Annotated in this window: 12 protein-coding genes; 2 read left to right on the forward strand and 10 right to left on the reverse strand. The window is 42.9% G+C overall.

All coding sequences use genetic code 11. The features are described from left to right. Window positions 1-87: 87 nt before the first annotated feature. The 10 genes from bamB to ACZW67_RS08930 form a co-directional block, all read right to left on the reverse strand. Window positions 88-1,296, reverse strand: a complete 1,209-nt coding sequence (gene bamB / locus ACZW67_RS08885) for an outer membrane protein assembly factor BamB (RefSeq protein WP_201590067.1) — start codon at window positions 1,294-1,296, stop codon at window positions 88-90. A gap of 255 nt (window positions 1,297-1,551) precedes the next feature. Further along, window positions 1,552-2,349, reverse strand: a complete 798-nt coding sequence (locus ACZW67_RS08890; protein WP_465182965.1) for a YfgM family protein — start codon at window positions 2,347-2,349, stop codon at window positions 1,552-1,554. A gap of 63 nt (window positions 2,350-2,412) precedes the next feature. Next, the gene (gene hisS / locus ACZW67_RS08895; RefSeq protein WP_197218351.1) at window positions 2,413-3,702 is read right to left on the reverse strand and encodes a histidine--tRNA ligase; all 1,290 of its coding nucleotides are present in this window, start codon (window positions 3,700-3,702) and stop codon (window positions 2,413-2,415) included. A gap of 64 nt (window positions 3,703-3,766) precedes the next feature. Next, entirely contained in the window at window positions 3,767-4,882 is a 1,116-nt protein-coding gene (gene ispG, locus ACZW67_RS08900; RefSeq protein ID WP_110922320.1) for a flavodoxin-dependent (E)-4-hydroxy-3-methylbut-2-enyl-diphosphate synthase, read from the reverse strand. A 96-nt stretch (window positions 4,883-4,978) separates the two neighbouring features. Beyond that, window positions 4,979-5,800: a helix-turn-helix domain-containing protein gene (locus ACZW67_RS08905; RefSeq protein ID WP_465182966.1), complete on the reverse strand. Its 822-nt coding sequence runs from the start codon at window positions 5,798-5,800 to the stop codon at window positions 4,979-4,981. Then, the gene (gene pilW / locus ACZW67_RS08910; protein ID WP_465182967.1) at window positions 5,791-6,726 is read right to left on the reverse strand and encodes a type IV pilus biogenesis/stability protein PilW; all 936 of its coding nucleotides are present in this window, start codon (window positions 6,724-6,726) and stop codon (window positions 5,791-5,793) included. The genes ACZW67_RS08905 and pilW overlap by 10 nt, the downstream gene beginning before the upstream one ends. A 376-nt stretch (window positions 6,727-7,102) precedes the next feature. Beyond that, window positions 7,103-8,332 carry a dual-specificity RNA methyltransferase RlmN gene (gene rlmN, locus ACZW67_RS08915; protein ID WP_465182968.1) on the reverse strand — a complete coding sequence of 410 codons (1,230 nt, stop codon included), beginning with the start codon at window positions 8,330-8,332 and terminating at the stop codon, window positions 7,103-7,105. A gap of 513 nt (window positions 8,333-8,845) precedes the next feature. Then, window positions 8,846-9,277 carry a nucleoside-diphosphate kinase gene (ndk, locus tag ACZW67_RS08920; protein ID WP_110922317.1) on the reverse strand — a complete coding sequence of 144 codons (432 nt, stop codon included), beginning with the start codon at window positions 9,275-9,277 and terminating at the stop codon, window positions 8,846-8,848. Window positions 9,278-9,618: 341 nt separating this feature from the next. Next, complete coding sequence (locus tag ACZW67_RS08925) at window positions 9,619-10,908, reverse strand: adenylosuccinate synthase (RefSeq protein WP_110922316.1); 1,290 nt, start codon at window positions 10,906-10,908, stop codon at window positions 9,619-9,621. A 238-nt stretch (window positions 10,909-11,146) separates the two neighbouring features. Further along, complete coding sequence (locus tag ACZW67_RS08930) at window positions 11,147-12,454, reverse strand: ATP phosphoribosyltransferase regulatory subunit (RefSeq protein ID WP_465182969.1); 1,308 nt, start codon at window positions 12,452-12,454, stop codon at window positions 11,147-11,149. A 480-nt stretch (window positions 12,455-12,934) separates the two neighbouring features. Between ACZW67_RS08930 and ACZW67_RS08935 the strand changes: the two genes are divergently transcribed. Then, window positions 12,935-13,324: a DUF2237 family protein gene (locus tag ACZW67_RS08935; RefSeq protein WP_197218343.1), complete on the forward strand. Its 390-nt coding sequence runs from the start codon at window positions 12,935-12,937 to the stop codon at window positions 13,322-13,324. Window positions 13,325-13,509: 185 nt separating this feature from the next. Next, on the forward strand, window positions 13,510-14,724 hold the full coding sequence (gene corA, locus ACZW67_RS08940) for a magnesium/cobalt transporter CorA (protein ID WP_465182970.1): 1,215 nt from the start codon (window positions 13,510-13,512) through the stop codon (window positions 14,722-14,724). Window positions 14,725-14,908: the final 184 nt, after the last annotated feature.

The raw sequence follows: 14,908 nt of genomic DNA on the forward strand, positions 1-14,908 counted from the left end.
TCTGCACTCGGTTGCCTTGTCTCTCTTTTAAACTAAATCAACTATATTAAAACATATTATTTAATTTAATGCTTATCAATCAATATCTTAGCGTGCCAACTGCCAGATTGCGACTTGTCCTGAAGTACTTTGAGTCATCAAACGACTGCCTTGTACTTGCAAACTGCTTAACGCACCTTTGGTTTCTACGCGGCTGACGATTTTACCACTAGCAGGGTCAAATAAATGCACCACACCGTCTAAGTCACCAACTGCAATATAGTTGCCAATCATCACAGGATTGGTCAGATGACGATAAGCCAACTCTTCACTTTCCCACAATACTGCACCAGTATTGCGATCGTAAGCCACAACCTTACCATCTAAACCAGTCGCAATGACTTGCTGAGTGTTGACGGCAAGCGCTTTTAAGCTGGCTTGTTCATTGACGAACATCACTTGGCGCGATGCCAAATCAATACCTAATAATTGACCACTATAACTGATGGCGAACATTTGATTTTTATCAACGATAGGCGCGCCATCAACATCACTCATGCGCTCAACTTCACTGCTGCCAGCACCAACGCCAACGCGTCTTGACCACTGTGGCAAGCCATTATCCGCTGTCACTGCATGCAAACGTCCATCAGCTGTGGCCAATAGTGCCGTCTTGCTATCTAATAATGTCGGTGCCGCACTACCACGCACACTGATAGCGGGTACTTGTGTGGCAAACTGCCATACAGACTGTCCAGTTTGTAGTGATAAGCCATGTAAAAAGCCGTTGTTTGCTGATAAAACGACACGATTATTGGTAATGAGCGCTGGTGTCAAGACTGACCCTGATAGCTGTTGCTGCCAGCGTTTTTCACCAGTGGCACTATCAAACGCCATTATCTTACCACTGCGCGTGCTGATAATCGCGGTTTGGCTCAATGCATCTAAAGCGACACCACCGGTGATTTGTTCATCAACATTCACTGACCATAAACGCTCACCAGTATTATTAAAACCAGTCAATTCACCACCGCGTGATGCAGTAACGATTTGTTCATTGGTATAACCAACCTGCAAATCTAGTGGATCTTTTTTACTGGCTTTTTTATTACCGACATCCGTACTAAAAACAGGTTGTAGTACACTAATAGGCTGAGCAATCTGTACTAGCTTTACCGGATCATTGACAACGGGCTTGATACCGCGATTACACCCAATCACCGCAGTGCTCATTACTGCCAGTACGGCCACATGCATAACCGTCGTTTTGATGGTTTTAGCTTTTGAGGTTTTGCTAGAGCGAATAGATTGAGTCATTATAAGTTCTCACTACAAATAAATTATTATTAATAAGCAAATTAGCTATCGATAAATAACTAGTCAACGAATAGTATTAGCAAAGCACGTCAAATCAGCGCCCTGTATCGTAATGTGCTGCTGATTTACTGTGCCATTTAGTATATGGAACTGGTATATGGAACAATGTTAGGTACTGACCATCAGTTAGCTATTATCAAGTGCTAAGTAGAATACAAGTGCCATTATTAGTCAATAATATTTACGACGATACGGCTATTGCGTAACCTCAGCAGTAGGAGCTTCTGCAGAGTCAGCCGCCACTGGTAGTTGGACAGCAGCATTTGCTGTTTGAATAAGACTGGCTTGGTCTTCGATAGGCTCAGGTACCGTGCCCAAACTTTCCATCTTTAACGCCAATACTGCACGCGTTTCCTGACGGCTACGTAACAGCTCCCAAGCATTGTTGTACGATTTAACTGCTGATTCTTTATTGTCTTGTGCTAAGTAGATATCACCTAGTAGTTCTTGCTGACTGGCTTCAAAAGAGCTTGGCATGTCATTTTTAGCTTCTGCCAATGCAGCATCTGTATCACCTGTCGCCAACAACGTCTTTGCATAACGCAAACGAGTAATAGCCTCTAAGCCTGCATCACCCAAGTCGATTGCCAGTGCTTTCTTAAAAGTCTCTGTAGCAGCAGCGAAATCATCGTTATCAACTTCATGACGAGCTTTAATCATCAATGCTTGCCATGCGTAGACTGACTCACCATGCGTACTCACCAACGCATCAATATCGCTGCTCAATTGCGTACGGCTCTGTTCGAGCGCTGCTTGTGCCTCTGCTTCTAAATCAGGGTTTTGTGAGGACAGACTGACCTCTTCATTCAACCGCTGAATATCGGCATAACTATCAGCAGCTACAGTATCTACCCGTGCATGATTGTCCTGCCAGTACGTCCAACCAAAATAGGCTGCCAATGCCAATAAAATCGCAGTGACAATGTAGCTGCCATATTGCTTTAACGCTTGCATTGAGTTGTCTGCATTCGGCGAATTGGGGGTCAGAGCCATATCTATTTACCTGATAAATTTATATTAAATTGCTGATGCTAAAACTAAGGAAACCGAAACCGATCAGTTACGAGAAAAATTGTCTTTATTCGACAACCAATCTGTCGCAACTGTCTGTTGTTCACCCGTCTGCATATCTTTCACACTAATGGTGTTATCGTCCAATTCTTGCTGAGCAATAATAACCGTCAATGCAGCACCTGACTTATCCGCTTTTTTCATTTGCGCTTTTAGACTGGTTGCACTTGCCATTTTGACCCGTACATCTGGACGACTGTAACGCAAGTTTTGTGCATAACCAATACCAGCACTATAGACCTCTGGATGAGCAACTACGAATACATCACAAGCAGGTATATCAGCAATCGGTGCGACCGCTTCCATCAACAACAATAAACGCTCAAGCCCCATTGCAAAGCCTACACCAGGCTCAGATTTTACTGGCTTATTGGCATCGGTACCGATTGACTTCAGCTGTCCGATCAAACCATCATAACGGCCGCCAGCACACACAGTAGCCTGACTACCAAGCTTGTCTGTCACCCATTCAAAAACAGTCTTATTATAATAATCAAGTCCACGTACCAGATGCGGATTAATCTCAAATTTGATACCAAGTGTCGTCAGATACGCTTGTACTTGCTCGAAGTGCGCCATGCTTTCTGCACCCAAAAACTCAGCCAACTTTGGCGCGTCTGCCAATACGGCTTGGGTGCTCGCTTCTTTGCTATCTAGAATGCGTAGCGGATTGGTCGTCAAGCGGCGCTTGCTGTCTTCATCGAGCTGATCTTTTTTATCCGTCAAATAAGCCACGAGTGCTTCGCGATAAGCGTAACGCTCATCCAGCTCCCCTAGACTATTCAGCTGCAAATGCATCTCATCTTTTAGACCCAACTCTTGCCACATTAAATGGGTCATCGCAATCAGTTCCGCATCAGCATCTGGCAATGCGCTACCGAAGCTTTCGACACCTAGCTGATGAAACTGACGATAACGGCCTTTTTGTGGACGCTCATAGCGGAACATTGGACCGATATACCATAATTTGGGTGTATCACCGCGCAGTAGGTTGTGCTCAATCACTGCACGTACTGCACCAGCGGTACCCTCGGGACGTAGCGCCAATGGCGTTGGTGGATCAGACTTATCAGTAAAGCTATACATCTCTTTTTCGACGATGTCTGTTGCACCGCCGATAGCACGTGCAAATAAATCGGTCTGCTCAACGATTGGCAAACGAATGTGCTCATAGCCGTATCTGCCCAAAACGTCAGCCAGTATTGCCTCTAAATGTAACCATTTTGCGGACTGGTCAGGCAAAATATCATTGAACCCTTTGATAGCTTTAATCATGGTACGGTCGTATCCTTAAAATTTTTAACAAGTATATCTATAATTTTTTACTAACAGTGGCGTGTTATTTTACTCGAATGATCTCATTCTCACGTTTTTTGGCCAAATCTTCGGCGTGGGCACGTACCATACTTTCTATTTCGTCAACCAAGTTATTGGTATCGATAAGATGGCTTTTTTCACCCATACGATAGACCAATGACTTACGTGCAGCGCCAACGATACCTATATCAGATTCTTTCGCCTCACCTGGGCCATTCACTTTACAGCCAATCACTGACAAATTCATTGGTTCGCGCACATCTTCTAAGCGTGACTCTAATGCAGTCATCACTCTAATTACATCAAACTCTTGACGTGAGCAGCTTGGACAAGCAATAAAGTTGACACCATTAGAACGAATATTTAACGATTTTAGAATATCAAAACCGATTTTAATTTCTTCTTCAGGCTCTGCTGCTAGAGAGATACGAATGGTGTCACCGATACCGTCTAATAGTAGACCACCTAACGCAATCGCGGACTTCACGGCACCAGTACGATAGACGCCAGCTTCTGTCACGCCAAGATGTAATGGATTGTCGATCTGAGCCGATATAAGGCGATAAGCGTCCAATGTCAAAAACACATTACTGGCTTTGACCGATACTTTATATTGGTCAAAATTTAGACGCTCTAATATATCGATATGGCGCATCGCAGATTCGAGCATGGCAGCGCCAGTTGGCTCAGTATATTTACGCTGAATATCTTTTTCTAAAGAGCCAGCATTCACACCAATGCGAATAGGAATATTATAATGTTTGGCACAAGCGACGACTTCACGTACTTTGGCATCGCTGCCGATGTTACCTGGATTGATACGTAGGCAGTCCGCGCCTGCTTCGGCCACTGCCAATGCAATCTTATGATCAAAATGCACGTCAGCAATCAATGGGACACTGACCAATTTACGAATTTCACCAAATGCTTTGACGGTATCCATCGTGGGCGTCGAGACACGCATCAAGTCAGCGCCTGCTTCAACACAACGCTCGATCTGCGCGACAGTCGCTGCCACATCACAAGTATCAGTGTTTGTCATACTTTGCACACTGATCGGCGCATCACCACCAATCGCGACATCACCGACATATATTTTTTTGGTAAGGCGACGGTTAATAGGCGCTGACGTTGACATAGACAAACCCTTTCATTAGAGCAAAAAATATAGAAAACACATGTTTATAATAACTATGAACAGCTATTTGCTTTAAACATCTGTTAGTTTTGGCAATTAAGGTGCTAGCTCAAAACTGGCTTGCTTATCAGTTGCTGCATAAGTGTCTAGCGCAACTGCTTCTTGGTTTAGCATTAAGCTAACATTATCGACGTTATCAATTTTCACACTGAACGGCGGTGTGCCTGACAACTGATAATCACCTGATGTTTGCGCACCATCCATTAAGCTGCTACCAGAAGCATCAATGATACTAATGACCGCAGTGTTAGTCAGTTTGACTGCTAACGCAGCCGGACCGACTTCAGCGCCACCTAAGTTTAATGCAGAGCCAGACGCACCAACGCCAGTCGTACTATCAATCGCAGCACCTTGAGCTTGTTCTATCTCAGACACGTCGTCTACTGTAGGTACTGGTTCTACATTATTTTCTTTACTGGCATTGCTTACCATACGGAATAAGAAAACTGCCAAAACAATGACGCCAATGACCGCTAAAATCAGTAACGGGTTAAAGCGAATACGGTTGCGGGTATCTCGCTGCAACGTGCCCATTGGACGCAGTGGTGTATCCGTATTATTGACCGATTTAGCTTTAAGCTCACTGGGATAAGCCGCATCAAAACTGCTAGCGACTTTGGCTGAATCTAATCCCAAAAATTTGGCATAGTTTATTGCAAAACCACGAGCAAACGTTACTTGCGGTAAATCAGAAAAATTCTCATTTTCTAGCGCTTGTAGATGACGCTTTAAAATAAATAACTCGGCGGCCGCCTCTTCTAAACTGACTTGCTTAGATTTTCGGGCTTGCTGCAACATGGCACCAAATGATCCCTGAGCGTTAGATTGAGTGTTTAATGATGGGGTAGTCATTTCCATGGTGCCTCTGGATTGTTAAGCCAAGTCTTAAGTTTTTTTGCTTCATCACTTAATGGATAAGCGGATAAAAGTTGCTGTGCTAATCTTTGACGTGTCGGTATATTTTTTTGCGCAGCAGCAAGTTTGATGCCTTGTAATAGTACGCGCGGGCTAACACCTTGTCTTTGTACTATCACCAATGTTTCATCATAGAGCCTTTGGGCTTGCGGAATACGCTGTTGCTCAAGCAACAAATCTACCAATTCGATATGGGCAATAATACTATTACGATTGCCATCAAGCGCACGTAAAAATGCTTTGGAAGCGGCACTGCTGTCACCTAGCTGTAAATAAGTACGTCCTAAGTTCTCTAACGCACCAATACGCCCTTCGTAACCCAATGCTGAACCTGCAATCTGAAACTGCTCAGCCGCTTCACTATAACGCTTCATCTGTGACAGATATACGCCGTAATTATTATTTGCTTGCTCAAAATCTTTATCGAGTGAGATCGCTTTTTTAAAATACTCATCGGCTTTTTTGAGATTGCGTGGACTGCCCTCTTGCTGCAGCAAAACGCCCATCATATCATAGGCTGGCGCGTAACGGCTATCAGCAATAAAGGCTTTTTCGAGTTGGCGTTGGGCAGTGTCGAGGTCTTTTTCGCGAATGTATTGTGCAGCAAGTGAGGTGCGCACACGAGCGACTTCTTGTTGATCCGATTTGCGATTATCGCTAGACCGTGTGGATGTCTGATAAGCCGTATTGTTAATCAACTCATTGGTCGATGTGCTTTGGCAACCAGTCAGCAAAACCCCCGCAAACGCCGTTGCCAGCATCATATGCTTCGACGTCGCCATCTGGGAAGTTGCTGTCATCAACTGCTTACCATCTTTAGAAAATAATGTTTGATATTTGAACTGACAAGAATTTTTAGAAGTCATCATAGCCGCCATCATAAAACTGTGATTCAATGCGTTCGATCAAAGAAACATCAGTTTAATAGATTTAACCCCCATAAGTACAATTTAGTTGTGATTAATTGCTGTACTCATCGATACTGATTGTTATTGCTACATTTTTATTACCATTGCGACAGATAAAAGACAACTTATCTTCTAGGGTCTGTCATCAATTAGATTGTGAGGCTTAAAATGAGGGAAATGGTAGATAAACAAGAAATAAATTGCCGTTAATATGAACGTATTGACAAAATTTCTAACGATGTTTAGCAAGATTTAGTCATTTTAAGGCCACTAAATGTATTAATTGATGACACGCCCTAAAACAACCAAATACTAAACCTACCTGTTTAAGACCATATTAAACATTTTCACGATCTTTGATACTTTGCTGCCATGCAGCTGAGCGTCTAGTACGATCTGCCACTTGTCCAACCAATTGACCACAAGCAGCATCAATATCATCACCACGGGTTTGACGAATGGTACAAACAAAACCTGCTTCGCTCAGTATATTACTAAAGGCATGAATGCGATTGTTGCTTGATTTGTCATAGTTTGCATGTGGGAACGGGTTGAACGGAATCAAGTTAATTTTACTTGGTAACCCTTCTAATAATGCAACCAACTGATGAGCATGCTCATTGCTGTCATTGACGCCATCAAGCATCACATACTCAATCGTGACGTGCTTTTTGTGACGTGGATTGACATCAAACACATAGTTTTTTGCCGCAGCGATCAGCTCTTCTAACGGATATTTCTTGTTAATTGGCACCAGCTCATTGCGTAGCTCATCGTTGGGTGCATGTAATGAAATGGCCAATGCCACATCGATATCTTGCGCGAGCTGATACATCTTAGGTACGACGCCTGAAGTCGATAGTGTGACGCGGCGCTTTGACAACCCATAAGCATGATCGCTGAGCATCAGCTCCATTGAGCCAACCACTGGTTTATAATTCAATAGCGGTTCGCCCATGCCCATCATTACAACATTGGTAACGTTGTTTTCCCATAGGCTATGATCGACGTTTTCTAAGCTGTCATTTTCGTCAGTCATATAAGAGGCATTGGCCACCCATAACTGACCGATAATCTCAGCAGCAGTTAAGTCACGCTCAAACCCTTGCTTGCCGGTACTACAAAAACTACAGTCCAACGCACAGCCCACTTGCGAAGACACACATAATGTCTTACGGCCGTTCAGTTTGCTGTCATCTGCAGGAATAAGCACTGTCTCAACCAATGAACCACCAGTGACCTCAAACACCCATTTACGCGTGCCATCATCGCTATATTGACGATGAATCACTTTTGGCGGCACCACACAAGCATTGAGTGATAATTTATCACGCAGCGATTTGCTCAAATTGGTCATTTGCTCAAAATCCGTCACGCCTTGCTGATATATCCATCTCACCACCTGCGTTGAGCGAAAAGGCTTTTCGCCAATACTCTTAAAATACTCTGCAAGTTGGGCTTGCGTCATTCCTAGCAGATTGGTTTTTGCCTGAGCTTCATCAACTAGCTTAATACTATCAGTAAGTTTGGCAGGTACGTGTTGAGTGGGGGCTTGAATAGTGGACATAATAGATAACCTTTTTGCATAAGCTTAGATAAACGGTGCAATTGTTTATATGAATGTTGTCATACATACATAATATATGAGTGCATGAGCAATCCGTTATGAGCGCATTCGACAAAAACATGCTGATAAGGGATTGATAACGCTACGTAAAATTAATAATGAGGCAAGTAATTAAGAATTTCAATGAATAATATGGTCACAGAACTCTAAAGCGGATACAAGGTAGCCGACTGCAGATTGTACAAGTAGTACATCTAAGGAGGGTAACGCCGTAGCAGTTTAATAATTCTTTGACTATAGGATTATTATAATAGCTAAAACGGCTTATACCCATAAGATATAAGCCGTCTCGCGACACGACTGATTGACAGCTAATTTGCTACGTCAGTCGTATACAGTGAATCAAATATAAAAACCAGTACGAATAAGACGAGTGTAAATCATAACTAGCTAATTATAGCAGTTACAGCAAACAAGTCTAATACCGTCATCGTTTATAGTTGGTCTACTATATTAGCGCGTACGTGCACAAACGTCTTCTTCATTGAAGAAGTAGCTGATTTCACGTGCTGCTGATTCTGCAGAATCTGAACCATGAACGGCATTTTCATCGATGCTGTTAGCGAAATCAGCACGGATAGTACCTTCAGCAGCGTCTTTTGGGTTAGTTGCGCCCATGATTTCACGATGCTTAGCGATAGCATTTTCGCCTTCTAATACTGATACCAATACTGGACCTGACATCATGAAAGATTTTAGGTCGTTGTAAAATGGACGCTCAGCGTGCTCAGCGTAAAAACCGCCTGCTTTTTCATCATCAAGTTGCATCATTTTAGCAGCAACAATTTTTAGACCCGCTTGCTCGAAGCGACTGTAGATAGCACCGATGTGGTTGCCAGCAACTGCGTCAGGTTTGATGATAGATAAAGTACGTTCGTTAGCCATGAAAAGCTCCTAATAAATGATAAATTGGATAAAAGTAAAATGGTAAATGCTTTGTTTTATCTTTGGCCACAATGTTGACTTGGGCAAACTTAAATAACTCATTGTCTATCAATACGATAATATGAGCGCCAACATAGGATTGCTGCCTATTATAATGATTAAGACCATAAATGATAGGGCTAATTTATGACCATACCTTGCATAAAAGTAAATTTATTATTTATTAATGGTTGATAATGCTATGAATTCTCACAAAAGCAAAAACCCCAGTGCTGAGCACTGGGGTTTTATCAATCAATCTAGCTATTAATAGTGAAACAAATATAAAAATGTTACTGCAATTACGCGTCGTATGGGTCACGCAATACGATAGTCTCTTCACGATCAGGACCAGTTGAGATAATATCAACAGGGCAACCAATCAATGCTTCGATACGTTTGATGTATTTTTTCGCATTTTCTGGTAGGTCGTCATAGTTGGTTACACCAACGGTTGACTCACTCCAGCCTTGCATGGTTTCGTACTTAGGCGTAACTGACTCATAGAATTCAGCATCATGTGCGCCTGCACACTCAGTCTCAGGTAGGTTGTAACCCACACCGATTAGCAATTCTTCAAGACCATCTAATACGTCAAGCTTAGTCAAGCAGATACCTGACATAGAGTTCAGTACCACGGCACGGCGTAATGCTTCAGCATCGAACCAACCACAGCGACGCGCACGACCAGTGGTCGCACCAAACTCATGACCGACTTTGGCCAAATGAGCACCAACATCGTCAAACAATTCAGTTGGGAATGGGCCACTGCCAACACGCGTGGTGTAAGCTTTAGTGATACCAAGTACGTAATCTAAATATAATGGACCAATACCAGTACCAGTAGACACGCCACCAGCTGTTACGCTTGAGCTGGTCACAAACGGATAAGTACCATGATCGATATCAAGTAACGTACCTTGAGCACCTTCGAACATTAAGTTTTCGCCAGCAAGACGCAATTGATTTAGGTCTTCAGTTACATCAGTAACCATCCCTTTAATCTCTTCTTTCCACTCTTTGCAAAGCTTAAGCGTCTCATCAAAATCAATCGCTTCAACTTTATAATACTGAGTCAGTTGGAAGTTATGATATTCGATTAAGTTACGTAGTTTTTCTTCTAAGTCTTCACGGAACAGATCAGCAAGCTTGATGGCACGGCGTGCTACTTTATCTTCATACGCAGGACCGATACCACGACCCGTTGTACCGATTTTACCGCTGCCACGCTTGGCTTCACGTGCTTGGTCAAGCGCTACGTGATATGGCATGATTAGTGGGCAATTCGGTGAGATGCGCAGACGTTCACGTACAGGTACGTTGTTGTCTTCTAGCTCTTTCATCTCTTTTAGCAATGCGTCAGGGGCTAACACGACGCCGTTACCGATGAAGCAAGTAACGCCTTCACGTAAGATACCTGATGGGATTAAATGCAGGACGGTGGTTTTGCCATCGACAACTAACGTGTGACCAGCGTTATGGCCGCCTTGAAAGCGAGCGACTGCTGAGGCTTTTTCGGTTAGTAAATCAACGATTTTACCTTTACCTTCATCGCCCCATTGGCTACCCAAAACTACGACATTCTTACCCATGATCAATCCTTACCTTTATGTATTGAGGTGTGTGCAATAACGGTTTAAAACGGTGATATAGTCAATCCTATATAAAAGAGCGACAGCGTTAACCTTGCTTGAAGTATGACATATACCTCTATACTCAGTTGCCTTGCCTCTCTTTTAAACTGAATCAACTATAGCTTTCGTTATCTTGATTTTAAAAACGTTAAAAAATGGTCATACTATTAAAATTAATGCTTAAATACTTAGACGTTTAAATGCTCTGTAACTGCCAATGATTATCGACGAAGCTCAAACGATGCGTCATGCCAACTGGGCAATCTGCTATATCTAATGGCATGGTGACGCGATAGCCTTGCTGGCGTAAACTCTCAACTTGCTGCAACAGCGTCTGCATTTGTTCTTGGCTTGCACTGCTCAATGCTTCATAGTCAACCAATACGATAATTGGCGCTTCAAGCTGAGTGTGCGCTAGCAAACGACTGACATCCATACTAAAGCCAGTGGCTTCACGTGGCTGATTGATTGCTAATTGATTGCCGCTTTGCATACCGTCGAAACGACCGCCACGTACTAGTGGCTGAGTCTCACTATTGATATAGCCGTTGAATACAATACCAGTGTGATAATGATAGCCTGATAATTCCGTCACATCGATACTCACAGGGCACTGCCACTGCTCTTGTAGATGTGTTTTTAGACGTTGTAATTCATTGATAGCAGTTGCGACTTGCGTGTCTTGCTGCGAAGTCTCTGACAACCTTGCCAATAGATTGGTAATATCGTGGCCAAAGCGTGCCAATGCATAAAAATCATCACCCAATGGCAATGACTGACAGACACGCTTGAGCTCTGGCAGGTTTTTATTGGCATATAAATGCATCAATTGCTCAGTGTCATGATCAGACAATTGAGCCAACTCTGCTAAGCGCTTAAATATGGCGACGTGACCCAAGTCTATATGTAGCGCAGCACTCATATTCAGTGTATTCACCATTGTGAATAACACATCTATCAGCTCAATATCCGCAGCAAGTGAGGCACAACCAAAGATTTCAGCACCGAGCTGTAAAGGCGTGCGTGAGCCGAATAGCCCTGATGGCAGGGTATGGATGACATCGCCTGCATAGCAATAACGCGCAATACCTGTACCACCATGATGCGCATCGATACGCAAAATCTGCGGCGTGATATCCGCACGCAAACCCATCAATCGGCCTGTTAGCTGATCGATTATTTTAAAGGTTTGACGCTTTAAATCTTCAGAGGCGCCACTTAACAATGACTCAGTGAACTCAATCATTGGTGGGCTGACCAGCTGATAGCCATGAGATAGGAGCTGTTTGGTCAATTGATGTCTAAGCACTTCTTGCTTATGCGCATCTTCAAACAACACATCGACCACACCGTCAGGCAGTAGCCAGCTGTTGGCAACATCACTAGAAAAATGACTTAGATACGGCGTGCTACTAGATGCAGCAGCATCGTTGGCATGCTGAGTCGCTGCTTGATTGGTAGTATTTGACGGGGCAGGTTTTGCAAAATCAGGACTGACAGACACAATAAATCCTTGTTTGGCGTATCGCTTACCAAAAACGCGGTACTGATGCGGTACTTAAAGGTTATATTTACAATTGCATTGACATCACGCATTTTTATTTTTAACGCACAACATCATTGACCCAATTATTTATAAACAAACTAGGTAACCGCAAAAGGGTGAGTAATAAGTATTATTTAGAATGATAAGACGAGTATCTTTATGCGCTAATAAACGGCGATAAATAATCAAGGCGCTTTACGGTTTTAGTTTAGCATAGCAGTTAAGGTTCGCCTAGTGACAATTGGCCACAATCACCATCTAATTACGCCTTATCAACACTAAAACGATGAAGATTATCTATACCTTACATAAGTAATAGTTTGATTGAGAAACGTCACAATCATTCTATACAATAAAGAGCATCTTGAGCAGAGTTTCAACAACGACCTCAGTATAGACTCATGGTACACTAACGCATACTTTTATCTCGGAAGCCTTATGTCATCTGATTATCACCCAAACCCAGCCATCAACCAAGCCAACGTTTTAGGTACAGCACTTGCCAGCTGTTGCTTCGACCCTATCACTGGCTACTATCGTAATGGTTTTTGTCATACTGGCAATCACGACGTCGGCCAGCATACTGTTTGCGTCAAGATGACCAGCGAGTTTTTAAACTTTTCTGCCAGTCGCGGCAATGACCTTATTACGCCGCTCCCTGAATATAATTTTGCAGGCCTGAAACCTGGTGACTACTGGTGTATCTGTGCCCTACGCTGGGTTGAAGCACTAGACTTCGATATTGCACCGCAAATCAAACTCGAAGCCTGTCATGAGAGTTTATTGAGCTTAGTCGATATTGATACGTTAAAGCGCTATGCCCTTTAGAGCGTGGCATAAGTGCTGACATGAGTTATGACATGAGTTGCGGTATCGATATATTTTTTTATACCATTCACAAAAATTAGAGTAGCAAGGAAAACGAGTGCAAATACTACGCATTGTAGACTAAACAAGTTTGACACAGCTAATCGTATTTTTTGGGATTGGTACTACTTATTAAAGGAGGGTGTATGGAAAAAAATAATGATCCGTTGATTCAAAAAACAGCACGTATTGCACCCGACTCCAATATCAGCCGTCTTTATGCCGATATGAATGACTCACATTTATATTTAGACAATAACGGCAGTTATATCTACGGCGATACTGACGCAACGAATGAGGACACTATCGAGACCATGACGGTCTACGATCCTGATTCTGAGCGCTATGAAGATATTGACTTGTCGAGTGAGGATGAGGTTGTCAATTGCTATGCTTACTCACGTAAGACTGGCGAAAAACTCAATAAAGTCGCCCTGAACGATGTGAGTCGAGCTTTGAGTAACAACGGTCAATTTGTTTGGCTGGGTTTATACGATCCTAGCCTAGAGACCATGGTCAAAGTCAAAGAAGCATTTGGTCTGCATGAACTGGCGATTGAAGATGCTTTCGCTGATCATCAACGCGCCAAAGTCGAGAATTATGACAACGACATGGTCTTCGTCGTATTGCGTACGGCCAAGCTGGAAGACAAAGTTATTCGTTATGGTACGACAGCGATATTTATGGGTAAAAATTACCTAATCACTATTCGTAATGGCCCATCAAACTCCTACGCACCTGTCCGCGAGCATTGTAATCGTCGACCTGAAAAGCTGCGTATGGGACCAATATTTGTGCTGCATGCTATCCTCGATTTTATCGTTGATAACTATATGCCAGTCACCGATCGCTTGGGCCGGTACCTTCGTGAGCAAGAGCGCTATGTCTTTACCTCTGAGTTTGACAAGAGCACGCTAAAAAACCTTTATGAGCTGAAATCGCAACTGGTACATATGCGTGCCATTATTTTGCCAGTACAAGACATCTGTAGCTTTTTTATCAATCATAAAAAAAGCGAGCTGGTCTCTGGCTTTTCTCAAGCGGCCAAGCCCTACTTTCGTGACGTCAATGACCATCTATTACACTCGTTAGATGCGATCAACGGGCTTAATGAGATGCTCAGCGTAGTCATGAACACTTATATGGCCATGGTCAATATGGGACAGAATGAAGTGGTACGTAAGCTTGCCGCTTGGGCTGGTATCTTAGCTGTACCAACGGCCATCGCTGGTATCTATGGCATGAATTTTGACTTTATGCCTGAGCTACACTGGCAGTATTCCTATCTTGTGATCATGCTCATTATTGGTTCGTTATGTGGCTATCTATATTACAACTTTAAGCGACTAAAATGGCTATAGTCAGAGAGCCATTAAACTGCTATGCGATGGTTTATCAATCTTTAAACGAAAAGTCAGCACTGCTAATACTAACTCTAGCTTTTTATTTAGTTATTGATAATATTTCCTATTTGCAATATTATTATTAAACTTGTCTGATGATTGATATAACCTCAATTTCAAAAATGTGATGGTCTACGTTAAA

Source organism: Psychrobacter sp. TPE 89C (assembly GCF_055522395.1).

Bases quoted from the DNA above. Each gene is read 5' to 3' on its own strand.
- ACZW67_RS08935 (WP_197218343.1), top strand. From the start codon at position 12,935: ATGTCATCTGATTATCACCCAAACCCAGCCATCAACCAAGCCAACGTT.
- ACZW67_RS08890 (WP_465182965.1), bottom strand. From the start codon at position 2,349: ATGGCTCTGACCCCCAATTCGCCGAATGCAGACAACTCAATGCAAGCG.
- hisS (WP_197218351.1), bottom strand. From the start codon at position 3,702: ATGATTAAAGCTATCAAAGGGTTCAATGATATTTTGCCTGACCAGTCC.
- bamB (WP_201590067.1), bottom strand. From the start codon at position 1,296: ATGACTCAATCTATTCGCTCTAGCAAAACCTCAAAAGCTAAAACCATC.
- ndk (WP_110922317.1), bottom strand. From the start codon at position 9,277: ATGGCTAACGAACGTACTTTATCTATCATCAAACCTGACGCAGTTGCT.
- corA (WP_465182970.1), top strand. From the start codon at position 13,510: ATGGAAAAAAATAATGATCCGTTGATTCAAAAAACAGCACGTATTGCA.
- ispG (WP_110922320.1), bottom strand. From the start codon at position 4,882: ATGTCAACGTCAGCGCCTATTAACCGTCGCCTTACCAAAAAAATATAT.
- ACZW67_RS08925 (WP_110922316.1), bottom strand. From the start codon at position 10,908: ATGGGTAAGAATGTCGTAGTTTTGGGTAGCCAATGGGGCGATGAAGGT.
- pilW (WP_465182967.1), bottom strand. From the start codon at position 6,726: ATGATGACTTCTAAAAATTCTTGTCAGTTCAAATATCAAACATTATTT.
- rlmN (WP_465182968.1), bottom strand. From the start codon at position 8,332: ATGTCCACTATTCAAGCCCCCACTCAACACGTACCTGCCAAACTTACT.
- ACZW67_RS08905 (WP_465182966.1), bottom strand. From the start codon at position 5,800: ATGGAAATGACTACCCCATCATTAAACACTCAATCTAACGCTCAGGGA.